This is a genomic window from Halobacillus halophilus, assembly GCF_020171985.1.
GTDB classification, from domain to species: domain Bacteria; phylum Bacillota; class Bacilli; order Bacillales; family Halobacillaceae; genus Halobacillus; species Halobacillus halophilus_A.
On record NZ_JAIVAL010000001.1, the window covers coordinates 116,526 to 138,176 of the forward strand.

24 protein-coding genes are annotated in these 21,651 nt (G+C 41.3%); 23 read left to right on the plus strand and 1 reads right to left on the minus strand.

The window, feature by feature from the left end:
- The 5 genes from plsX (at nucleotide 1) to rnc (ending at nucleotide 3,749) form a co-directional block, all read left to right on the plus strand.
- Nucleotides 1–1,005 carry a phosphate acyltransferase PlsX gene (plsX, locus tag LCM11_RS00570; protein WP_224892364.1) on the plus strand — a complete coding sequence of 335 codons (1,005 nt, stop codon included), beginning with the start codon at nucleotides 1–3 and terminating at the stop codon, nucleotides 1,003–1,005.
- Nucleotides 1,002–1,943 carry an ACP S-malonyltransferase gene (fabD, locus tag LCM11_RS00575; protein ID WP_224892365.1) on the plus strand — a complete coding sequence of 314 codons (942 nt, stop codon included), beginning with the start codon at nucleotides 1,002–1,004 and terminating at the stop codon, nucleotides 1,941–1,943. The genes plsX and fabD overlap by 4 nt, the downstream gene beginning before the upstream one ends.
- Nucleotides 1,943–2,683, plus strand: coding sequence for a 3-oxoacyl-[acyl-carrier-protein] reductase (fabG, locus tag LCM11_RS00580; protein WP_224892366.1), 741 nt, complete (start codon nucleotides 1,943–1,945; stop codon nucleotides 2,681–2,683). Before fabD ends, fabG begins: the two co-directional genes overlap by 1 nt.
- A gap of 59 nt (nucleotides 2,684–2,742) precedes the next feature.
- Nucleotides 2,743–2,976: an acyl carrier protein gene (gene acpP, locus LCM11_RS00585; RefSeq protein WP_089750844.1), complete on the plus strand. Its 234-nt coding sequence runs from the start codon at nucleotides 2,743–2,745 to the stop codon at nucleotides 2,974–2,976.
- Between the two features lie 80 nt (nucleotides 2,977–3,056).
- Nucleotides 3,057–3,749, plus strand: a complete 693-nt coding sequence (gene rnc / locus LCM11_RS00590) for a ribonuclease III (protein ID WP_224892367.1) — start codon at nucleotides 3,057–3,059, stop codon at nucleotides 3,747–3,749.
- Between the two features lie 61 nt (nucleotides 3,750–3,810).
- On the opposite strand, the gene LCM11_RS00595 is transcribed toward rnc, so the two are convergent.
- Nucleotides 3,811–4,038, minus strand: coding sequence for a DUF1128 domain-containing protein (locus LCM11_RS00595; protein WP_014643244.1), 228 nt, complete (start codon nucleotides 4,036–4,038; stop codon nucleotides 3,811–3,813).
- Nucleotides 4,039–4,229: 191 nt separating this feature from the next.
- Between LCM11_RS00595 and smc the strand changes: the two genes are divergently transcribed.
- The 18 genes from smc (at nucleotide 4,230) to dprA (ending at nucleotide 21,512) form a co-directional block, all read left to right on the plus strand.
- A complete protein-coding gene (smc, locus tag LCM11_RS00600) occupies nucleotides 4,230–7,796 on the plus strand; it encodes a chromosome segregation protein SMC (RefSeq protein WP_224892368.1) in 3,567 nt (1,188 codons plus the stop codon).
- 13 nt (nucleotides 7,797–7,809) lie between these two features.
- Nucleotides 7,810–9,072 (plus strand): signal recognition particle-docking protein FtsY, encoded by a 1,263-nt coding sequence (ftsY, locus tag LCM11_RS00605; RefSeq protein ID WP_224892369.1) that lies wholly within the window; start codon nucleotides 7,810–7,812, stop codon nucleotides 9,070–9,072.
- A gap of 75 nt (nucleotides 9,073–9,147) precedes the next feature.
- Complete coding sequence (locus tag LCM11_RS00610; protein WP_224892370.1) at nucleotides 9,148–9,477, plus strand: putative DNA-binding protein; 330 nt, start codon at nucleotides 9,148–9,150, stop codon at nucleotides 9,475–9,477.
- A 13-nt stretch (nucleotides 9,478–9,490) separates the two neighbouring features.
- Nucleotides 9,491–10,831, plus strand: coding sequence for a signal recognition particle protein (gene ffh / locus LCM11_RS00615; protein ID WP_224892371.1), 1,341 nt, complete (start codon nucleotides 9,491–9,493; stop codon nucleotides 10,829–10,831).
- A gap of 85 nt (nucleotides 10,832–10,916) precedes the next feature.
- A complete protein-coding gene (gene rpsP / locus LCM11_RS00620) occupies nucleotides 10,917–11,189 on the plus strand; it encodes a 30S ribosomal protein S16 (RefSeq protein WP_014643249.1) in 273 nt (90 codons plus the stop codon).
- Nucleotides 11,190–11,204: 15 nt separating this feature from the next.
- Nucleotides 11,205–11,432, plus strand: coding sequence for a KH domain-containing protein (locus tag LCM11_RS00625; protein WP_014643250.1), 228 nt, complete (start codon nucleotides 11,205–11,207; stop codon nucleotides 11,430–11,432).
- 131 nt (nucleotides 11,433–11,563) lie between these two features.
- Nucleotides 11,564–11,950, plus strand: a complete 387-nt coding sequence (locus LCM11_RS00630; protein WP_224892372.1) for a YlqD family protein — start codon at nucleotides 11,564–11,566, stop codon at nucleotides 11,948–11,950.
- Between the two features lie 8 nt (nucleotides 11,951–11,958).
- Complete coding sequence (rimM, locus tag LCM11_RS00635; protein ID WP_224892373.1) at nucleotides 11,959–12,474, plus strand: ribosome maturation factor RimM; 516 nt, start codon at nucleotides 11,959–11,961, stop codon at nucleotides 12,472–12,474.
- Nucleotides 12,474–13,205, plus strand: coding sequence for a tRNA (guanosine(37)-N1)-methyltransferase TrmD (gene trmD / locus LCM11_RS00640; RefSeq protein ID WP_224892374.1), 732 nt, complete (start codon nucleotides 12,474–12,476; stop codon nucleotides 13,203–13,205). The genes rimM and trmD overlap by 1 nt, the downstream gene beginning before the upstream one ends.
- Before the next feature lie 128 nt (nucleotides 13,206–13,333).
- The gene (gene rplS, locus LCM11_RS00645; protein WP_014643254.1) at nucleotides 13,334–13,678 is read left to right on the plus strand and encodes a 50S ribosomal protein L19; all 345 of its coding nucleotides are present in this window, start codon (nucleotides 13,334–13,336) and stop codon (nucleotides 13,676–13,678) included.
- Between the two features lie 68 nt (nucleotides 13,679–13,746).
- Nucleotides 13,747–14,295 (plus strand): signal peptidase I, encoded by a 549-nt coding sequence (gene lepB, locus LCM11_RS00650; protein ID WP_224892375.1) that lies wholly within the window; start codon nucleotides 13,747–13,749, stop codon nucleotides 14,293–14,295.
- Between the two features lie 10 nt (nucleotides 14,296–14,305).
- Entirely contained in the window at nucleotides 14,306–15,148 is an 843-nt protein-coding gene (gene ylqF / locus LCM11_RS00655) for a ribosome biogenesis GTPase YlqF (protein WP_224892376.1), read from the plus strand.
- A gap of 100 nt (nucleotides 15,149–15,248) precedes the next feature.
- Entirely contained in the window at nucleotides 15,249–16,013 is a 765-nt protein-coding gene (locus tag LCM11_RS00660; protein WP_224892377.1) for a ribonuclease HII, read from the plus strand.
- A 21-nt stretch (nucleotides 16,014–16,034) separates the two neighbouring features.
- Nucleotides 16,035–17,957 carry a hypothetical protein gene (locus LCM11_RS00665; protein WP_224892378.1) on the plus strand — a complete coding sequence of 641 codons (1,923 nt, stop codon included), beginning with the start codon at nucleotides 16,035–16,037 and terminating at the stop codon, nucleotides 17,955–17,957.
- Nucleotides 17,954–18,223: an EscU/YscU/HrcU family type III secretion system export apparatus switch protein gene (locus tag LCM11_RS00670; RefSeq protein WP_224892379.1), complete on the plus strand. Its 270-nt coding sequence runs from the start codon at nucleotides 17,954–17,956 to the stop codon at nucleotides 18,221–18,223. Before LCM11_RS00665 ends, LCM11_RS00670 begins: the two co-directional genes overlap by 4 nt.
- 167 nt (nucleotides 18,224–18,390) lie before the next feature.
- Nucleotides 18,391–19,551 carry an ADP-forming succinate--CoA ligase subunit beta gene (gene sucC / locus LCM11_RS00675; protein WP_224892380.1) on the plus strand — a complete coding sequence of 387 codons (1,161 nt, stop codon included), beginning with the start codon at nucleotides 18,391–18,393 and terminating at the stop codon, nucleotides 19,549–19,551.
- 19 nt (nucleotides 19,552–19,570) lie between these two features.
- Nucleotides 19,571–20,473, plus strand: a complete 903-nt coding sequence (sucD, locus tag LCM11_RS00680) for a succinate--CoA ligase subunit alpha (protein ID WP_224892381.1) — start codon at nucleotides 19,571–19,573, stop codon at nucleotides 20,471–20,473.
- A 160-nt stretch (nucleotides 20,474–20,633) separates the two neighbouring features.
- Nucleotides 20,634–21,512, plus strand: a complete 879-nt coding sequence (dprA, locus tag LCM11_RS00685; RefSeq protein WP_224892382.1) for a DNA-processing protein DprA — start codon at nucleotides 20,634–20,636, stop codon at nucleotides 21,510–21,512.
- Nucleotides 21,513–21,651 lie beyond the last annotated feature (139 nt).

The window sequence follows — 21,651 nt, forward strand, 5'->3', positions numbered from 1 at the left end:
ATGAAACTAGCTATTGATGCTATGGGCGGGGATCACGCACCAGAAGCCATCGTGAAAGGGGCTGTTCATGCGGCTGAAGAAATTGAAGGCGTCGAAATTACTTTGGTCGGAGATCAAGAACAGATTAACCCTTTTCTAAAAGGACAGTCTAATATTAAAGTGGTACATACAACAGAAGTGATAACTTCGGAAGATGAGCCTGTCAGGGCGGTCCGAAGGAAAAAAAACGCTTCCATGGTCTTAATGGCTAAGGAAGTGAAAGAAGGAAGAGCAGACGGTTGTGTATCTGCAGGTAACACGGGAGCTTTAATGAGCGCCGGTCTGTTTGTAGTGGGACGCATGGAAGGTGTAGAGCGTCCAGCTCTCAGCCCGACATTGCCTACCCAGGATGGTCAGGGATTCTTAATGCTTGATGTCGGTGCCAATGTAGATGCAAAGCCTGAGCACCTTCTCCAATACGCAGTTATAGGATCCATATATGCAGAAAACGTACGGAAAATATCCAAGCCGCGTGTAGGCTTACTCAATGTAGGCACTGAAGATGGAAAAGGGACAGACCTTACTAAAAAAACGTTCCAGCTTTTGAAAGAGGCTCCAATAAATTTCATTGGAAATGTAGAAGCTCGTGACCTTCTGGATGGTGCGGCGGATGTCGTTGTAACGGATGGTTTTACCGGCAATATAGCACTTAAGACTATAGAAGGAACCGCAATGACCATGTTTTCCATGATGAAGAAAACGTTTATGAGCAATATTAAGACAAAAATTGCTGCAGGATTAGCTAAAAATGACCTGAGAAAACTTAAAGGTCAGCTGGATTATTCGGAGTATGGAGGTGCGGGGCTGTTTGGCCTGGCAGCGCCAGTGATTAAAGCGCATGGCTCCTCTAACGAACGGGCCGCTTATAACGCTATCCGCCAGGCTTGTGAGATGATCGAACTTGATGTCACTCAAACCATTTCAAATACACTGAAGACCATTCAGTCAGAGGAGGAAGAAAAGTGAAAAAAACAGCTTTTATTTTTCCAGGACAGGGATCACAAGAAGTAGGAATGGGTAAAGCAATGTATGACTTCTATCCTTCTGTTAAAAAAATGTTTGACGATGCCGATGATGTACTCGGTTATTCATTGACCACGCTTATGTTCGAAGGTCCCCAGGAAGAACTAACTAAAACGGAGAACGCTCAGCCAGCTTTATTGCTAAATAGTGTGGCTATTAACCATGTCTTAAAAGAAGAAGGCATCAAACCTTCTATGACAGCGGGACATAGTCTGGGTGAATATAGTGCTCTTGTAGCATCTGGTTCCCTTGACCCAATGGAAGCTGTTCAGCTTGTGCACACACGAGGGAAGCTGATGGAAGAAGCTTACCCGACGGGGAAAGGGTCAATGGCTGCCGTACTGGGACTTTCTCAGGAGGAAATCGAGAAAGTTCTTGAAGGGTTTAATGACGAGGATCCAGTTGACCTGGCGAATATTAATTGCCCTGGGCAAATTGTCATTTCTGGAACAAAAGACGGAGTAGCGCAGGCATCAGAACAGTTGTCCGAAGCTGGAGCTAAGCGTGTACTTCCTTTGAATGTGAGCGGGCCCTTCCACTCCCGTCTCATGAAACCCGCAAGTGATGACTTTGCCGACCATTTGTCTGAGAATTCGATTTCGGAAGCGTCTGTTCCTGTCTATGCAAATGTTACCGCAGGTCCTGTTACAAAAGCGGATGAAATTGAAAAGCTGCTTGTGAAGCAGTTATATTCCCCGGTTCGTTTTCAGCAAATACTTGAAGCATTTGTAGAAGAAGATGTTGATGCGATCGTAGAAATTGGTCATGGCAAAGTCTTGAGCGGACTTGTACGAAAAGTTAAGCGTAGAATGAAAACATTTAATGTTCAGGATCCTGAAACAGTCGAGCAATTTACCCAATGGTATAAGGAGGACTCTTAATGTTACAACAACAAGCAGCTCTTGTTACAGGGGCATCCCGCGGAATTGGACGAGCCATTGCTATGGAACTCGCTTCTAAAGGGGCGAAAGTCGCCGTTAACTATGCTGGAAGTGAAGATAAAGCAGAAGCAGTTGTGCAGGAAATTATTGATCAGGGTGGAGAAGCTATTAAAATCCAGGCTGATGTAACGAGTGAAGACGACGTTAAACGAATGATTAAAACTGTCGTAGATGAATTCGGAAGCCTTGATATTCTAGTTAATAACGCGGGTATTACGAAAGATAACTTACTTATGAGGATGAAAGAAGAAGAATTCGATTCCGTTATTGATACTAACCTTAAAGGCGTATTTCTTTGTACCAAAGGCGTAACGCGTCAGATGATGAAACAAAAGTATGGTCGTATCATCAATGTCGCTTCTATCGTAGGGGTTTCAGGAAATGCTGGGCAGGCTAATTATGTAGCTGCAAAAGCAGGGGTGATCGGCATGACTAAGTCAAACGCCAAAGAATTAGCTTCAAGGAATATTCAGGTTAATGCCGTTGCACCAGGCTATATAACTACAGATATGACAGATTCGCTTACATTCGAACAAAGAGAACAGATGTTATCCTTAATTCCTTTGAACCGTCTTGGTGAAGCGGCAGACGTGGCTCGTGTTGTCCGTTTTCTAGCTTCAGAAGACGCTGCTTATATGACTGGTCAGACCTTGCATGTAGATGGCGGAATGGTCATGTAAAAATAATATGGTTTTTCGCTAGAAAATTTACTATAATGACTGAAGGGAGGTGAAGTCCAATGGCAGATACATTTGATCGAGTAAAACAAATCATCGTTGATCGTTTAGACGTTGAGGAATCTAAAGTAACAATGGAGGCTTCCTTCAAAGAAGATTTAGAAGCAGACTCTTTAGACGTAGTAGAGCTTGTAATGGAGCTTGAAGATGAGTTTGATATGGAAATCTCAGACGAAGAAGCTGAAAAAATCAATACAGTTGGGGACGCTGTGAATTACATAAACAGTGTACTATAACCCTTCAAACATGCTGTCTGTGTAAAAGCAGGCAGCCTTTCCTATTGATGAGAAATTTATAGCAAAGGACAAGGTGATTTATGGATGATTTTTCCAGTTTCCAGAAGAGAGTCAATATCCACTTCCAGGATGTCTCGTTACTGGAACAAGCTTTCACACATTCATCTTATGTGAATGAGCATCGTAAAACGGAACGCAAGGATAATGAGCGTCTGGAATTTTTAGGGGATGCTGTTTTGGAATTAGGTGTATCCCAATACCTGTATCGGGAGTTTCCTGATATGGCAGAAGGGGAACTTACCAAGTTTCGGGCTTCTATAGTCTGTGAGGCATCTCTCGTAGATTTCGCAAAAGACCTTAACTTTCACGAGCTTATTTTATTAGGCAAAGGAGAGGAATTAACAGGTGGACGCAACCGGCCAGCCTTGCTCGCCGATGTATTTGAAGCCTTCATTGGAGCTTTATATTTGGATCAAGGCTTTGAAGAGGTGGTTACATTCTTAGAGAAGTATGTTTACCCTAAAGTTAAAAAAGGTGCTTTTTCTCATGCGATGGATTTTAAAAGTCAACTCCAGGAATATATTCAGCGGGATAAGAATAGTAAGATAGAATATGAAATTGTAGAAGAAAGAGGACCTGCCCACAGCAGAGAATTTATTGCTCATGTACGGATCCAGGGAGAAGTTGGTGGAATCGGGGTCGGCAGAACAAAGAAAGAGGCAGAGCAGCGAGCTGCACAAAAAGCATTAGAAAATCACGGAGCCCTTTCCTGAAAAAAGGACAGGCTAGAACTCGAATAAAGTTCTAGCCTGTCCTTTTTATTCTTGAACTTATTTATTGAGGCTTCCGAAATCTACCCAATTCTTGAACAAAGGTTTGAATTTCAGACACACTTAACTGTCCTTTCATTTGAACAATATCATGTAATTCCTTAATCTCGTCGTACTTTTCTAAATCGTAGTCATCAGGATCCATGATGGTGCGGTTCACAACTTGTAGCCGATCCGCCATATCGTTAATAATGAATTCAAGATTCTCGCGCGTAGGTTCTTCTAAACTCAAGACAAATCCTCCTTCAAAGCTCCTATTATGGGCTAATACATATAATAAAATACTTTTCCGCTTTTTAAAACCCTGGCTTTTAGGAAAAATGAAAGTTCTTACGGCTCGTCATCACTTCCTACCGTAGGGCGGATGTTTATGATAAAATAAATTAGTTGAGTGAAAGATTGTGAATATACAGGAGGATGAATATGTTCCTCAAACAGTTAGATACCGTAGGGTTTAAATCATTTGCTGAAAGAGTAACCGTCGATTTCGTACCGGGCGTCACATCAGTTGTCGGTCCAAACGGAAGCGGCAAAAGTAATATTACGGATGCTATACGCTGGGTGCTGGGAGAGCAGTCAGCCAGATCTCTCAGAGGATCGAAAATGGAAGATATCATTTTCGCAGGCAGCGACACAAGAAAAGCGCAGAACATGGCTGAAGTCACTTTGACGCTTGATAATTCAGATCAGACCCTTCCTCTTGATTATCAGGAGGTTAGTGTGACGAGGCGAGTCTTCCGTTCAGGAGAAAGTGAATTTTATATTAATAATCAAACATGCAGATTAAAAGATATTGTTGATTTATTTATGGACTCAGGTCTCGGGCGTGAGGCTTTTTCCATTATTAGTCAGGGTAAAGTTGAAGAAATTTTAAGCTCAAAAGCAGAAGAGCGGCGCTCGATTTTCGAAGAAGCTGCAGGAGTTTTAAAATACAAACAGAGAAAGAAGAAAGCGGAATATAAACTAGCAGAAACTCAGGAGAACTTAAATCGGGTAGAAGACATTATTCATGAAATAGATGGACAGCTCGAACCCCTAAAGGAACAAGCGGCTGTAGCTAAAGACTACTTAGATAAAAAGGAAGATTTGAAACAAATAGAGGTTTCCCTATTAATCACACAAATAGAAAACCTTCACGGAGAGTGGCAGGAACTCCTTAAAGAATTAGCTGAGGTTAAAGAACAGGAATCCGAACTGCGTACACATATCGAAGAAAAAGAAACTGCTATTGTGAAGCAGCGGGATACGATGCAGGCTCTTGATGAATCAATAGAGGATCTACAGGAAACCCTTCTTGTTCTAACTAAAGAGCTGGAAAATCTTGAAGGCAGACGAGAACTTATGAAAGAGCGTCATAAGCACTTCGAAGAGAATAAAACAAAAGTCGAACAAGATTATGAAGAGCTTTCGAGTAAATTGGCTGAACTTCAAAGCACAGCACAAAGGGAAATAAATCAATTAAATGCGTTCAAGCAGCAACGAAAGCAGACCAAAGATGATCTTGAGCAGACGAACCAGGCGCTTAGTGAAGATATAGAGGTTATTGAAGAGCAGATCGAAGACCTTAAAAGTGACTATATTGATCTTCTGAACGAACAGGCAGCCAAGAGAAATGAAAAGCAGTCCCTGGAAAAGCAGGTATCACAGATCAATAATAAAAAGAACCATCAACAAACACGCTTCAGTGACCTAAGGGACGAACGAGAAGCGCTGGAAACCAGCTTAACTGAAGCTGCAGAAAAGCTGAAGAATATATCCGATCTGCGCGAGAAGAAGGAAAAACATTTAGCCAGTCTTCAAAAAGAACTGGAAGGAAATCAACAGTCCTATCAGGATTGGCAGGAGAAATTGTATAAAGGCTACCAATACTTAGAAAAGCTGCGATCAAAAAAAGAAATGCTGGAAGATATGAAAGAAGATTTCTCGGGCTATTATCAGGGTGTTCGTGAAGTATTAAAAGCAAGACAAAACCAGCAGCTTATGGACATTGAAGGTGCTATGCTGGAACTGATCGATATCCCGGGGGATTATTTAACTGCTATTGAGACGGCTCTTGGAGCCCAGGCTCAGCATATTGTTGTTAAAGATGATCAAGCTGGCAGAAAGGCGATTCACTGGCTTAAGAAAAATAATAAAGGCCGTGCCACTTTCTTACCTTTAACTTCAATACAGCCGCGATCCGTGCATAACCAGGCGGCTTCAAAACTCCCTGAGCAGGAAGGCTTTGTAGGAATCGCCGCTGACCTCGTAACGTATGACAGTCGTTTCAAAAAAGCGATCCAACACCTTCTAGGACATATAGTTATCGCAAAAGACTTACAGCACGCCAATTCGATTGCTCAATTCCTAAATCGCAAATACCGGATTGTCACGCTTGAAGGAGACGTGGTAAACCCTGGTGGATCCATGTCAGGTGGAGCTCAGAAAAGATCGGGACAGTCGCTTTTCACTCGGGAAAAAGAGCTATTGGAACTTAGAGATAAAATTGAAGAATTTCAATCCAAGACTGAGCAAGTGGAAGAAAAAGTTAAAACTTTAAAGGATGAAACCACTAACCAGCAGCAAGAGATAGAGCGAGTGAGCCAGGAAGTAGCAGAGCTAAAAAATGAAGAATATGAGAGACAGTCTGATAAGCGTGAACAACAAGTGAAAATGGATCACTTAAATAGTCAGCTTCAGCTATTTGATCAGGATCAGGCTCAGTTTGAACAAGACAGGGACCAGGCTGGTAATCTAATGAGTGAGCTTGATAGAGATCTAAAAGCATTAACGCAGAAACTGGAAAATATTCAAAAAGAAATTGACGACTTAACAGCGGCAAAGGACCGGCAAAAAGTGGATGAAGCTAATTTACAGAGCCGACGACAAGAGCTCCAGATTCAATTGGCTGAACAGGAATCATCTGTCCAAAATCAACAGGAAAAAGCTGACCGTTATAATCAGGAACTAGCTTCCGTTAAAGCCGAACTGGAAGAAAATCGAGAGGAACACAAACGTTTAATGGAAGTATTTAATTCTAACCAGACGGAAGAAGAAGTCCTGGCATCCATTGAGGAAACAAAACAGAGAAAAGAAGCTACGTCTTCACTCATTCAGGATAGAAGAAAAGAGAGAAATCAACATGGACAGGAAATCCAGAAGGCTGAACAATTGTTGAAAGAACAAAAAAGACGTCAGCAAAACTTCACTCAGGATATTCAGCAAAAAGAAGTGAAAGCAAACCGGCTGGATGTGGAGCTTGAAAATCTACTGAACTATCTACAAGAGGAGTACGTTATCACATTCGAAAAAGCTAAGAATGACTATCCTCCTGTAGAGGATGTTGATCAGGCATCCACCGATGTCAAGCTGATCAAAAGATCCATTGAAGAACTTGGCACCGTCAATCTTGGAGCGATTGAAGAGTATGAGCGTATTTTGGAAAGATATGAATTTCTAAAGGGTCAGCAGGATGACTTGCTGGAAGCTAAACAGACTCTTCATAGTGTTATCGGTGAAATGGACGGAGAAATGCAGCGCCGTTTTGAAGATACTTTTACAAAAATTCGTGCCGAATTTGAAGAAGTTTTCCGAGAATTGTTTGGAGGGGGACGTGCGGATCTTAAATTAACAGATCCTGAAAATATGCTTGAAACGGGCGTGGATATCGTTGCCCAGCCACCTGGGAAAAAGCTTCAGAATTTAAGTTTGCTTTCAGGTGGAGAGCGTGCCCTTACTGCCATAGCTCTTTTATTTTCCATCTTGCGTGTGCGTCCGGTACCATTCTGTGTGCTCGATGAAGTAGAAGCAGCATTAGATGAAGCCAACGTGGACCGGTTTGCTCGATTCTTGAAAGAGTTTAGCGCAGATACACAGTTCATCGTTATTACGCACCGCAAAGGCACCATGGAAGAGTCAGACGTCCTATACGGAGTTACGATGCAGGAATCAGGGGTTTCAAAACTAGTATCGGTCCGCCTGGAAGAAACACCTGAATTATTAGAAGCGTAGAAAGGATGAGTTGATGAGTTTTTTTAAGAAATTAAAAGATCGATTTGTAAAAGGTGAAGAAGAACAGCAGGAAAGTACTTCCCAGAACGAGCCCAAAAATGAATCATTGGAAGAAGCTGATTCGTTTAACCCTTACACAGGGGAAGCGTATAAGGGTGGAGAAGTAGTATACTCGAAAGCAGAAGAAGAGGAAAGACTGCGAAAGGAAGCCTTAGAGGCTGAAGGGAAATCACTTGACGGAGAAACAGAGACTTACGAGGATAAACTTGATCGGCTTTCCGTACCTTCCGAGCCTACGGATGAAGCCAATATAGCCTCCAAGTTTAAAAAAGGATTAGAAAAAACCAGGACCTCTTTCTCAACTAAAATTAATGATTTAGTAGCAAAATACCGGACCGTAGATGAAGATTTCTTTGAGGAATTAGAAGAAATACTGATCTCAGCCGATGTTGGAGTCAACACGGTTATGGAAATGATTGATGAACTGGAAATGGAGGTTAAACGAAGAAATATTAAAGATACAAGCCAGGTAAAAGAAGTTATTTCTGAAAAACTGGTAGAGATTTATTATGGAAACGATGAAGCTGAAGAGGTAGAAGGTCTAAATGAAAATCCGGACGGACCTACTGTTTATTTGTTTGTCGGGGTGAACGGTGTTGGGAAAACGACTACTATAGGTAAGCTTGCTCACCGCCTTAAATCTGAAGGCAAGAAAGTTACCCTGGCTGCAGGTGATACCTTTCGAGCAGGTGCTATTGAGCAACTGGACGCCTGGGGAGAGCGAGCAGGAGTTAATGTGATTAAGCATAGTGCAGGCAGTGATCCTGCAGCCGTCATTTATGACGGGATTCAATCGGCTAAGTCCAGAAATGCTGATGTATTAATTTGTGATACAGCCGGTCGCCTTCAAAATAAAGTAAACTTGATGAACGAACTATCAAAAGTTAAACGCGTTATTGAACGTGAAATTCCAAATGCTCCCCATGAAGTTCTTCTTGTGCTTGATGCGACTACAGGACAAAATGCTATGAGCCAGGCAAAGACGTTCGCAGAAGCAACCGACGTTTCAGGCATCGTCCTTACGAAATTGGACGGTACAGCAAAAGGCGGAATTGTTTTAGCGATACGAAAAGAACTTTCAATCCCTGTTAAACTCGTTGGGCTAGGTGAAAAAGTAACAGACTTGGAACCATTTGATGCTCATGCGTTTGTTTATGGATTATTCGCTGATATGGTTGAAGAATTCGATGAGGATGAAGAAGAAAATCAGGCTTAAACCTTGACAGGTACTGAGTGCCTCCGTTAGTATTTTTATGTAAAGGTATTTCACTTAACAAGGAGTGCTTCAAGGGTGCTTGAAAAAACGACACGCGTTAACTATCTGTTTGATTTTTATCAATCATTGTTGACTCCGAAACAAAGAAACTATATGGAATTATATTTTTTAGAAGACTACTCATTAGGTGAGATATCAGAAACCTTCGACGTTTCCCGTCAAGCGGTTTATGATAATATTCGCCGAACAGAAACAATGTTGGAAGAATACGAAAAAAAGCTGCTATTATACGAGAAATTCAGTAAGCGGCAGCAGGTCCTTAAGGAAATGGAAGCAGAAGTTAATAAAAGTGATCTTCCTTCCCGTTTTCAGGACTGGCTGGCGCAACTACAAGATTTAGAATAGGGGGGTCTCTTCGATGGCATTTGAAGGATTATCCGACCGTTTGCAGGAAACGATTAAGAAAATCAAAGGCAAAGGGAAGGTAGACGAGCAAGACGTAAAAGAGATGACTCGTGAAGTTCGTTTAGCCCTCCTCGAGGCCGACGTTAACTTTAAAGTCGTTAAGGACTTCGTGAAGCGCGTGCGGGAACGTGCTGTTGGGCAAGAGGTTATGGAAAGTCTGACACCAGGTCAGCAGGTTATTAAAGTCGTTAAGGAAGAATTAACCGATTTAATGGGCGGTGATGAGAGCAAGATTGCCGTTGCTAAGCGTCCACCTACTGTGATTATGATGGTTGGCCTCCAGGGTGCAGGTAAAACAACCACGACCGGTAAACTTGCCAATGTACTGCGAAAAAATCATAACCGTAAACCGCTTCTGGCAGCTGCCGACGTTTATCGTCCAGCAGCTATCCAACAGCTGGAAACCATCGGTAAGCAGCTGACAATGCCAGTTCATTCAGAAGGCACTGAGGCAGACCCGGTAGACATTGCAAAGAATGCAATTGAAAAAGCTAAAGAAGACAATCATGATTACGTCATCGTGGATACAGCTGGCCGATTACATGTTGATGGAGAATTGATGGGGGAACTTCAGCGGATAAAAGAAGCTGTTAATCCAGATGAGATTTTCCTTGTGGTCGATGCCATGACTGGTCAGGATGCTGTCAATGTGGCACAAAGTTTTGATGATCAGCTTGATATTACTGGAGTTCTTCTAACGAAACTGGATGGCGATACCCGTGGTGGTGCTGCACTATCGATTAAAGCTGTAACAGGTAAACCAATTAAGTACGCAGGTATGGGAGAAAAGCTGGATCAGCTCGAACCATTCCACCCTGAAAGAATGGCTTCACGAATTCTTGGAATGGGTGACATGCTTACTCTAATTGAGAAAGCCCAGACGCAAGTAGATGAAAAACAGGCGAAAGAGCTTGAATCGAAAATGCGTACCGCGTCGTTTACATTCGAAGACTTCCTGGACCAAATGGAGCAAGTGAAGAATATGGGGCCGCTTGATGAGATCATAAACATGATCCCTGGCGCTAACAAAATGAAAGGACTGAAGAATGCTTCGTTTGATGATAAACAAATCGTCCACGTCGAAGCCATCATTCAGTCGATGACCAAAAAAGAACGCCAGGACCCATCGCTTATGAACGCAAGCCGGAAAAAACGGATTGCTAAAGGATCTGGCACCTCGGTTTCAGAAATTAACCGTCTATTGAAACAGTTTGAAGAAATGAAGAAAATGATGAAACAAATGAGTAATACTAAAGGCAAAAAAGGAAAAGGAATGAATTTTCCTTTTATGTAATGGAAAAGTCCTTTACACACAATTGAAGATCTGCTAAAATCTTTATCTGTGTGAAACATTTATAGAAATATGGAGGTTGTTAAAAATGGCAGTAAAAATTCGCCTTAAACGTATGGGATCTAAACGTAACCCATTTTACCGTGTAGTAGTTGCAGATTCACGTGCTCCACGTGATGGCCGTATCATTGAACAGATCGGCACATATAACCCAGTAGCTAACCCAATCGAGGTTAAACTTGATGCTGATAAAGCAATGGACTGGATGTCTAATGGTGCTCAGCCAAGTGATACGGTACGTAACTTATTCTCAAAAGAAGGCATCATGAAGCAGTTCCACGAAAAGAAAAACCAAAAATAAAGTAGTGGTGATATCATGCAAGCCTTGATCGAAACGATTGTTACGCCGCTTGTCGATCAGCCAGACGCTGTAAAAGTGGATGTGAAGGAAGAGGAGCATAAAATTGTTTATCATCTTTCTGTCCACCCTGATGACGTAGGAAAGGTGATCGGAAAAAACGGGCGGATTGCAAAAGCGATTCGTACGGTCGTTTACGCGGCCGGTTCCGATTCTGAAAAAAGAATCTATCTGGATATTATGTAAGAATGAACGAGTGTAAGGGAGCGAAGTCAGACTTTGTCGACCGCACTGACATTTCTTTTCATGTGAAAGGGAGAGGGCTAACCTTTCCCTTTTTTACCATTTAGAGAGAAAAAGAGAAAGGCGGTTCGTGGATGCAGATCATCCGGAAGGTTCCAGTGAAGCAAGTCTTAACTGAATCCAGCCGTGAAATTTTAAGGCAGCGTTTTGAAAAGCAATCCAATCAATTGGATCAGGAATGCCGCCAATTAGCTTTTGAACAAAAAAAGCTTGAGCGAAAGCCTGGAATGTCCAAACAAGAAGTAGAGAAACGCTTTTCCAAGGAGATTGACCGTAGGAAACATCAAATGCAGTGGATCGCCGGCCAGCTTAAGCAGCTTTCCATTCTTCCTGACCAGAGTGAATTGGAGACAGATGAAGTGGAAGCTATACTTACAGTAGAAGAAGGCGATGACTGGAAAAAAGCCGTGACCGAGCAGCAAATTATCATCAAAGATGGAAAAGTTATACGAGCGAGGTAATAAAATTCATGGAAAATCAAATGTTTAATGTAGGGAAAATAATAAATACACACGGCATTAAAGGTGAAGTGAAGGTACATCGTATCACAGACTTCGATGAACGTTTTCAGCCTGGTCAGCTTTTGTATTGGGTAAATGATACGAGTGAACCTGTTTCTCTTGTAGTACGTTCCCACCGTATTCATAAAGGGTATGACCTGATTGCTTTTGAAGAACATCCATCCATCAATGATGTAGAAGGTTACAAGAATGGCATGCTGATGGTCTCTGAAGATGAACAGGCAGAACTTGAGGAGCACGAGTTCTATTTTCGTGAAATAATCGGATGCAAGGTTTATCTTGAATCTGGTGAAGAAATAGGACGGGTGAAAGAAATACTTACTCCCGGAGCGAATGATGTATGGGTGGTTGAAAGGGCTGACAATTCCGATCTCCTTCTTCCATATATTGAGCCCGTCGTCAAACAAGTGGATCCTTCCCAACAAAAGATCATCATTGATCCAATAGAGGGGCTGCTGGACTGATGCATATTGATATACTTACTTTGTTCCCTGAAATGTTCGAAGGTGTACTAAATACGTCGATTATGAAACGGGCACAGGATCGAGAAGCTTTTTCCTACCAATATGTTAATTTTCGTGAGTTTACAGTTAACAAGCATAATAAAGTCGATGATTATCCTTATGGAGGCGGAGCTGGATTGGTTTTGACTCCCCAGCCTATCTTTGATGCAGTCAACCATATTAAAGCCAATATCTCTAATAAACCACGTGTTATCTTAATGTGTCCCCAAGGTGAACCTTTTTCACAGAAAAAAGCTGAAGAATTATCAGAAGAAGAACACCTGGTGTTCATTTGCGGTCATTACGAAGGGTATGATGAGCGGATTCGGAAAGAGCTTGTTACGGATGAGATCTCTATTGGGGACTACGTATTGACCGGGGGAGAACTTGGAGCAATGGTTGTGATGGATTCCGTAGTCCGATTGCTTCCGGGGGTACTTGGAAATGAGCAGTCAGCGCCGGAGGATTCTTTTTCGAACGGCTTACTTGAACATCCGCACTATACACGCCCGGCTGATTTTAGAGGTGAAAAGGTCCCGGAAGTACTACTTTCAGGAAACCATGCTAAAATTGATGAATGGCGTCATTACCAATCCCTTAGAAGAACGTATGAAAGACGTCCTGATTTGTTAACGAACCGAGAACTTTCCGAAAAAGAACAAAAATGGATTAATGAATGGAAAAATCGTTGATGATTGTTGAAGTTTAACAGCTTGTATGGTATATTATACGTTGTGCTTAAACGTTCGGTTTAAGTGGAAAACGATGTTCCGCTGTCTCCTAGAGGGCAAGAGCATTAGTTAAAAAGGAGTGAAATACGATGCAACAACTTATTCATGACATTACAAAAGAACAGCTTCGTACGGATCACCCAAACTTCCGTCCAGGTGACACGGTTAAAGTGCACGTGAAGGTAGTAGAGGGAAGCCGTGAGCGTATCCAGGTATTCGAAGGTGTTGTAATTAAACGTCAGAATGGCGGGATCAGCGAAACATTTACCGTTCGTAAGATTACTTACGGTGTAGGTGTCGAGCGTACATTCCCGGTACATTCTCCACGAGTTGCTAAGATTGAGCGTTCTCGTCGTGGTAAAGTACGTCAAGCACGTCTTTACTATCTACGTAACCTGCGCGGAAAAGCAGCCCGTATTAAAGAAATTATCTAATTTTAGTAGAAAGGAGCTTGCATTTGCCAAGCTCCTTTTTTCTAATCTTTCTAAGGGAGCGGGGATGGATGAAAAAGCAATGGTTAGAGTGGATTAAAGCTTTTGCCATAGCAGCTATTTTAGCAGTTGTTGTGCGTGTTTTTCTATTGGCTCCAGTCGTGGTGGAAGGCCCTTCCATGCTGAATACTCTTCATAGTGATGACCATTTAATTGTAAGTAAGATTAATTATACTCTGGGGAACCCTGAGAGATTTGATATAGTAGTCTTTCACGCTACGGAGAGAAAAGACTACATTAAAAGAATCATTGGTCTTCCGGGAGATACGGTCCGATACAGTAATGACCAGTTATACATAAATGGTGAAGCATTCGAAGAACCTTATTTAGAGGAGCTTAAAAAAGAACTGCCAGAAGGGGAAGAATTGACCAGAGACTTTTCGATTGATCAATTGCCGGGGAGTTATGAAGAAGTTCCGGAGGGAGAGCTGTTAGTATTGGGGGATAACCGTAAGAACTCAACAGACAGTCGAATGCTTGGTACGATTCCTGAAGAGCAGGTAGTAGGTGAAGCCGTATTTTTATACTGGCCTTTGAATCGTATCAAATTCATGAATTAGGAGTGATAGCGTGACGATACAATGGTATCCGGGACACATGGCTAAAGCAAAGAGAGAAGCATCAGAAAATTTAAAACTAGTTGATTTTGTTATCGAACTAGTTGACGCGCGTGCTCCACTTTCTTCGCAAAATCCCATGCTTCAAGGAATATTGGGAGACAAGCCTAAAATGATGGTCCTTATGAAAAAAGACTTGGCGGATTCCAAGGTAACACAAGAATGGCTGAAGCATTTCAAAGAAAATGGTTTTCCTTCCATTGCAATTGAAGCAAATAATAAACAGGATATTCAAGCCGTTATCAACCTTGGGAAAAGCATTGGTAATGAAAAGATTGAAAAATTAAAAGCTAAAGGCGTCCGCCCGAGAGCTTCCAGAGCTATGATCCTAGGCATACCTAACGTAGGGAAGTCTACCTTGATCAATCGACTGGCAAATAAAAGCATTGCAAAGACCGGAGATAAACCTGGGGTGACCAAGAAGCAGCAATGGATTAAAGTGAAAAATGAATTTGATCTGCTCGACACTCCTGGGATTTTATGGCCCAAGTTTGAAGAAGAGGAAGTCGGCTACCGCCTTGCTTCGATTGGAACGATTAAGGATCAAATATTGCCTACCGAAGATGTGGCTGCCTATGTGCTGGATTATTTACAAGCTTATTATCCAGCAATGCTTGAAGAACGCTATGGATTTGATGGATATGATGATATCATGACGGCTTTTGAAACAATCGGAAAAAAGAGAGGCTGTCTGGAAAGCGGAGGGCGTATTAATTTCGATAAGGTTTCAGATGTAATCTTACAGGATCTACGAAATGGAAAACTAGGTCTTATCAGTTTTGAACGTCCAGAATAAACGGAACGTAAACGCAACGTGAGAAGACTCACTTTGCGTTTTTTTCATTACAATGCTAAGGAATTTATCCGATAAAGAAAATAGCGGAGGTTTACATACAATGACTGTCAGGACGATTGCTCAAATCAAAAAAGAATTAATAGATGAAAGTGTAAAGGAAAAAGATCTGAATCTGCTGCGTAGCGATAAGCGCAAAGGAGTACAAAAATTACTTGAACAATACGATAGAAGACAGGCGCAGAAGCTTGAATATAAACACCAATTCGAACAAATGAAGTCTTTTGAGTACTCCTGCAGAGAAAAAGGATCTCATATAATAGCAGGTATTGATGAAGCCGGACGTGGACCGCTGGCGGGCCCTGTGGTTGCAGCTGCCGTTATTCTGCCAGAGGATTATTATTTGGAGGGACTTTATGACTCCAAAAAAATACCGCTTGCTAAACGCGAGGAGTTCTTTCAGAGTTTAAAAGCCTATGCAGATTGTGGAGTAGGAATTGTATCTAATGAAGAAATCGACCAACATAATATTTATCAAGCAACTAAATTAGCTATGAAGAGGGCGGTTATGGATCTTAACCAGTTACCTGAACATCTACTCATTGATGCGATGTATTTGGAGGACACAGAAGTTCCACAGACTTATATAGTAAAAGGCGATCAGCGTAGTATATCAATCGCAGCAGCAAGTATTATCGCAAAAGTAACTCGAGACCGCATTATGTCTGAGTGGCACGAGAACTATCCTATGTACCATTTTCGGTCCAACCAGGGGTATGGCACTAAAGAACATTTAGAAGCTTTAAAAACATACGGAGTGTCCCCGCTTCATCGAAAAAGCTTCGCACCTGTCAAAGAGAACCGCTGAATATGAGGAGGGAAACAAGCAATGAATTTGATTTCAAGCCTGAGCAAATTAGTTCAACAACCAGAGGTGAAGGCTTTTCCTAAGACAGGGCAGGTGATAAACGGAAAAATTCTTGAACTCCTTCCACAGAATCGTGCGGTTGTACAACTGGGCTCTCAACAAGTGAAAGCCCAGTTAGAAACTTCTCTTACAAAAGGAAAATCTTATTTATTTAAAGTTGGCTCAATAGATCAAAAAATTCAATTGAAAGTAATCACTCAGTTAGGCGATAGTCAAGGGAATTCAACGGTAAAACAGCTATTGAACGAGCTTGGAATTAAACCTACGAAAGAAAACCGTCTGCTTACTTCTCGACTTATAAAGAAAAGTGTCCCTTTTCAGGGGACTGATCTTAAGCAGGCGGCTGCATTATATCAACGTGCGGATAACAAAAAAGCTGCCAGTGAAATTTTAATACAGATGCTTCAAAAGCAGTTTCCGATTAAAACTTCCGTTTATAATGCTTTACATACTAAAAAGATGGATAGTTTAACTCAAATCATAAAGCAGATGCATATAGAGGCTTCTAAAAGTAAAACAGATGCAGACAGGGCAGTTATGTCTCTTTTAGCATCTTTAAAGGGAGGGGAGGCTTCTATACCTTTTAAGGAGTCATCTGTAGTGAAGCTTATGACAGAAATAGATAGTAACAGCCAGAACTCTTTTCAATTATTTAAAAAAGCCGGGATTCTTGATTCCAAGGTCTCTTACTCCTCATTTCAAAACACCTGGAAAGAATGGGCAGGAGCTCATAGTAAAGGTAACACAAATCTCTCTTTTCCTTATTTAGCCAGCCTTACTGAAAAGTCAGCACCTCCATTTCCGATGGCAATGGAAAAGCTGGCTGATAGGCTGAAGCAGCTCTTCCATCAGCAGATTCCACTTGAAGCCCCTGAACAACACTCCTTGCATCGTGTTATGAATCAAGTTGAAAAAGTCTTAGCCAAGGATATATCATCTGAAAATGTTTCTCTTGGTAATAAGCAAATTAAGATTGGAGTCAACCATTCCATAACTGAAGATTTTCATTTTTTGAAAGAACGCGAAGTCTTAACAAAAATAAGCAGCCTTTACATCGATGAAAAAAATAAAAAACTATTACAGGACTTCCTGGGTACCGCCAATTTGTTTATCGAAGGTGGCTCAACGGAGAAGCAGGTTATTAGGGAAAGCTTGTCTGTTTTAAAGGAATGGCAAACCAGGCAGCTGTCTCCAATTCTTCGCAAAACCCTGACGGAATGGATTGGAAGATCAGCTGCTGAACTTTCAACCTTATCAGAGAAAGAAGCTATTCTTGTTAAAATGAGGACCATACTAGATTTGACTGGCCTGCAAGAAGAGTCTAGTTTAAAATCTACGTCAGTCCAAGAAAAAGCTACTACTCAGGAAAGTTCGCTGAAAACCTTGCTGCTCTCAAGTCTTCAGGATACAAACGGCACCATTCGTCCAGAAACAGCTAAAAAAATGATTCAGATGTTAAATGGAATACAACTGACAGCGCAGCATGAAACGAGCCAGAGTCTGCAGATGTCGCTACAATTTCCAGGTGACCTAATCGGCTCAGAAAACGATGCTTATTTGAATATGGAAGGTAGAAAAACGAAGGAAGGTAACATTGATCCTGATTATTGTCAGATTATGTTCTATTTAAACTTGGACAACTTTAAAGAAACAATCATTAACTTAAACATAGTCGCGAGACGGGTAGGTGTAACTATATTTAATCATGATTCATTCATAGAACAAGTCATGGAAACACATCAAACTGCTCTTAAAAGCGGACTTAAGGATATGGGGTATGAATTGACTTCCATCCATATTAAGGAAATGAACAATGCGGTCAACACCTCTAGTAAAGACAACTCTCTACCTGAATATAAGGAAGGAATTGATCTTCGAATATGAAAGATAAGCGGAAAGAAGCAATTGCTCTCAGTTATCAATCTGATAACGAAGCGGCTCCAAAGGTTGTAGCAAAAGGAGAAGGCTATATAGCAGAAAATATAATGGAGAAAGCGAAAGACAGCCAAGTACCCATTCAGGAAGACGCAACATTAGTGGAACTACTATCAGAATTAAATATTAATGAACAGATTCCCGAGGAATTGTATCACGTAGTAGCAGAGGTTTTCGCTTTTATCTATAAAGCAGATAAAGATTATAAAGCATAATTAAATCAGGTTATATCAAGATAGATAAATAATATTTCATTCTGTTTACATAATCATTTTTTGGTCAATTCAGTGAATTTTTCGACAGATATCTGCCTTTGTGTGGACAATTGATAGCGTTTTTTTATACAATGTACATGCAGTGAAATTTGATGGGAGGATGAAACATGAACATTCACGAGTATCAAGGTAAAGAAATAATGCGCGAATTTGGCGTTTCTGTGCCAAATGGCCATGTAGCTTATACCGTAGATGAGGCTGTTGAAGCAGCTCAGAAACTAGGCAGCGGTGTAACTGTTGTAAAAGCACAAATCCATGCAGGCGGCAGAGGTAAAGCCGGTGGAGTAAAAATTGCTAAAAATCTTGACGATGTGCGTACATACGCTGAAGAAATTCTTGGTAAGACGCTTGTGACCCATCAGACTGGGCCGGAAGGTAAAGAAGTAAAGCGCTTGCTGATTGAAGAAGGCTGTGATATTCAAAGCGAATATTATGTAGGCTTAGTGCTTGATCGTGCCACAAGCAAAATCACGATGATGGCTTCTGAAGAAGGCGGCACAGAGATCGAAGAAGTGGCGGAAAAAACACCTGAAAAAATCTTCAAAGAAGTTATTGATCCTGTGACAGGTTTAACCCCTTTCCAGGCTCGCAGATTAGCATTTAATATTAACATTCCTAAAGAATCTTTAGGCAAAGCAGTTAAATTTATGCTTGGTCTTTACGATGTTTTCGTTAAAAAAGATTGCTCAGTTGCCGAAATCAATCCGCTCGTTACTACCGGTGACGGTGAAGTATTGGCACTTGATTCTAAACTGAATTTTGATGACAACGCATTGTTCCGCCAAAAAGATGTGGCCGAGTTGCGTGATCTTGAAGAAGAAGATCCAAAAGAAGTAGAAGCTTCCAAGTATGACTTGAGCTATATTGCACTTGATGGAAATATTGGCTGCATGGTTAACGGAGCAGGTCTTGCGATGGCAACGATGGATACAATTAAGCATTATAAAGGCGATCCAGCTAACTTCCTTGATGTTGGCGGCGGTGCGACCACTGAAAAAGTTACGGAAGCATTTAAAATCATCTTGTCTGATGAGAATGTAAAAGGTATTTATGTAAACATTTTCGGAGGCATTATGAAGTGCGATGTAATTGCTGAAGGTGTTGTAGAAGCGACCAAACAAATTGGGTTGACACTTCCTCTTGTAGTCCGTTTAGAAGGCACGAACGTTGAACAAGGTAAGAAAATTCTGGATGAATCCGGATTAAATATTACTTCTGCAGACTCCATGGCGGAAGGCGCTCAAAAAATCGTAGAATTAGTAAAGTAAAGAAAGGCGGGGAAATCAGATGAGTGTATATATTAACAAAGATACAAAAGTTATTGTACAAGGGATTACAGGCTCTACCGCTTTGTTCCATACAAAACAGATGATGGAGTATGGTACTCAGATCGTCGGCGGAGTTACACCTGGTAAAGGTGGTACAGAAGTTGAAGGTATTCCTGTTTTTAATACAGTGGCTGAAGCTGTAGAAAAGACCGGGGCTAATGCTTCTGTTATTTATGTACCAGCTCCATTTGCCGCAGATGCGATTATGGAAGCGACAGATGCTGAGATGGACTTAGCGATCTGCATCACAGAGCACATTCCGGTCTTAGATATGATTAAAGTGAAACGATTTATGGAAGGTAAGAAAACGCGTCTTGTAGGACCTAACTGCCCGGGAGTAATTACTCCTGATGAATGTAAAATCGGTATTATGCCTGGGTACATTCATAATAAAGGTCATGTAGGTGTTGTCTCTCGTTCAGGAACACTTACTTATGAAGCCGTTCATCAGCTTTCAGAAGCTGGAATTGGACAGTCTACAGCTGTGGGGATCGGCGGAGATCCTGTGAACGGAACAGATTTTATCGATGTATTGAAAGCTTTCAATGAAGATGATGATACAGAAGCGGTCATCATGATTGGGGAAATTGGAGGCACTGCTGAAGAAGAAGCTGCTGAATGGGTTAAGGAAAATATGAACAAACCAGTGGTTGGCTTTATCGGCGGACGCACTGCTCCTCCAGGAAAACGTATGGGCCATGCCGGTGCGATTATTTCTGGTGGAAAAGGAACAGCTGACGAGAAAATACGTGTGATGAATGAATGTGGTATTCAAGTAGCAGAAACACCTTCTGTTATGGGAGATACTTTAATTAATGTTCTAAAAGATCAAGGTCTACTAGAGAAGTGTAAAACAGTTTAAACGGATTGATTTCTTCATGGAACGAATACGTTAACGTGAGAATAATGAAAAATTCTGCTCGTATGTCCTTTAATCAATGGACCAACGATAATCGAAGTGTAATGTTATTAAGAACCGTGTCTATAAAGGCACGGTTCTATTAAATGAAAAGAGGTTTGGTATGCAATCAGTAAAAGAAAATTTAATACGTCTCCATCACGCCCCTCAAGTAACAAGGCCTCTCCTTAGAAAAATGTTTCAAATCGATCCTCAACTTCAATTCCCTTTTACATCTACTGCCGAACAAATTTCCCGTCTATTATCCATTCCGCTGCCTAGAGCGACATCTATTCTTCATCATGTTCATGACACTAATATAATGAGGAAACTCGACAATCATCTACAAAAATATGAATGTGTTACGTTAATGGATGATTTGTATCCGCCCTTGTTAAAGGCTATTCCAGACTCTCCTTTTGTACTTTATATGACGGGTAATACAAAGCTTCTAACCAATTCATTAGCTCTAAGCGTCGTAGGGACACGCACCCCATCCTCTTACTCTCTACCAGCTATGAAATCGATTCTTATTCCCTTGATTCAATTTGGTTTTACATTAGTCAGTGGGATGGCGAAGGGAATTGACCAATATGCTCATCATCTCGCCACCCGAAACAATGGCACGACGATTGCTGTGCTTGGTTCTGGTTTTGATCATATCTATCCCACTAATGACATAGCTTTGTATCAATACTTATCTGAAAAGCAACTGGTAATCAGTGAGTACCCTCCAGATCGAAAAGCTGAAAAATATCATTTTCCAGAACGAAACCGGATTATATCAGGGTTGACAGGGGCAACATTTGTAGTAGAAGCACGCTTGAAAAGTGGATCCCTTATTACTGTGGATCAGGCTTTGGAACAAGGAAGAGATGTATATGCTATGCCCGGACTTCCAGGAAAGGCTACAAGCGAAGGTTGTCATAAGATGATTAATCAAGGGGCTAAACTTGTACACAGTTATCAGGATATTCTTGAAGACTGGTTAGAAAAAATTTGAAAAATAGGAATTAAAGGTGTTACATTCAAGGTCAATTGATGGTAATTTTTCTAATACGAGGGAAAGGTATGTTTGACAAACGGTTTCATTGTATTTAATAATAGGGAAGATTTAATTTATGTAATGATGATAGAGAAAA

What these genes read in the sequence shown, in the direction of transcription:
- plsX (WP_224892364.1), top strand. Translation starts at nt 1, where the DNA reads ATGAAACTAGCTATTGATGCTATGGGCGGGGATCACGCACCAGAAGCC.
- fabG (WP_224892366.1), top strand. Translation starts at nt 1,943, where the DNA reads ATGTTACAACAACAAGCAGCTCTTGTTACAGGGGCATCCCGCGGAATT.
- acpP (WP_089750844.1), top strand. Translation starts at nt 2,743, where the DNA reads ATGGCAGATACATTTGATCGAGTAAAACAAATCATCGTTGATCGTTTA.
- rnc (WP_224892367.1), top strand. Translation starts at nt 3,057, where the DNA reads ATGGATGATTTTTCCAGTTTCCAGAAGAGAGTCAATATCCACTTCCAG.
- smc (WP_224892368.1), top strand. Translation starts at nt 4,230, where the DNA reads ATGTTCCTCAAACAGTTAGATACCGTAGGGTTTAAATCATTTGCTGAA.
- ftsY (WP_224892369.1), top strand. Translation starts at nt 7,810, where the DNA reads ATGAGTTTTTTTAAGAAATTAAAAGATCGATTTGTAAAAGGTGAAGAA.
- ffh (WP_224892371.1), top strand. Translation starts at nt 9,491, where the DNA reads ATGGCATTTGAAGGATTATCCGACCGTTTGCAGGAAACGATTAAGAAA.
- rpsP (WP_014643249.1), top strand. Translation starts at nt 10,917, where the DNA reads ATGGCAGTAAAAATTCGCCTTAAACGTATGGGATCTAAACGTAACCCA.
- LCM11_RS00625 (WP_014643250.1), top strand. Translation starts at nt 11,205, where the DNA reads ATGCAAGCCTTGATCGAAACGATTGTTACGCCGCTTGTCGATCAGCCA.
- LCM11_RS00630 (WP_224892372.1), top strand. Translation starts at nt 11,564, where the DNA reads ATGCAGATCATCCGGAAGGTTCCAGTGAAGCAAGTCTTAACTGAATCC.
- rimM (WP_224892373.1), top strand. Translation starts at nt 11,959, where the DNA reads ATGGAAAATCAAATGTTTAATGTAGGGAAAATAATAAATACACACGGC.
- trmD (WP_224892374.1), top strand. Translation starts at nt 12,474, where the DNA reads ATGCATATTGATATACTTACTTTGTTCCCTGAAATGTTCGAAGGTGTA.
- rplS (WP_014643254.1), top strand. Translation starts at nt 13,334, where the DNA reads ATGCAACAACTTATTCATGACATTACAAAAGAACAGCTTCGTACGGAT.
- lepB (WP_224892375.1), top strand. Translation starts at nt 13,747, where the DNA reads ATGAAAAAGCAATGGTTAGAGTGGATTAAAGCTTTTGCCATAGCAGCT.
- LCM11_RS00660 (WP_224892377.1), top strand. Translation starts at nt 15,249, where the DNA reads ATGACTGTCAGGACGATTGCTCAAATCAAAAAAGAATTAATAGATGAA.
- LCM11_RS00665 (WP_224892378.1), top strand. Translation starts at nt 16,035, where the DNA reads ATGAATTTGATTTCAAGCCTGAGCAAATTAGTTCAACAACCAGAGGTG.
- LCM11_RS00670 (WP_224892379.1), top strand. Translation starts at nt 17,954, where the DNA reads ATGAAAGATAAGCGGAAAGAAGCAATTGCTCTCAGTTATCAATCTGAT.
- sucC (WP_224892380.1), top strand. Translation starts at nt 18,391, where the DNA reads ATGAACATTCACGAGTATCAAGGTAAAGAAATAATGCGCGAATTTGGC.
- sucD (WP_224892381.1), top strand. Translation starts at nt 19,571, where the DNA reads ATGAGTGTATATATTAACAAAGATACAAAAGTTATTGTACAAGGGATT.
- dprA (WP_224892382.1), top strand. Translation starts at nt 20,634, where the DNA reads ATGCAATCAGTAAAAGAAAATTTAATACGTCTCCATCACGCCCCTCAA.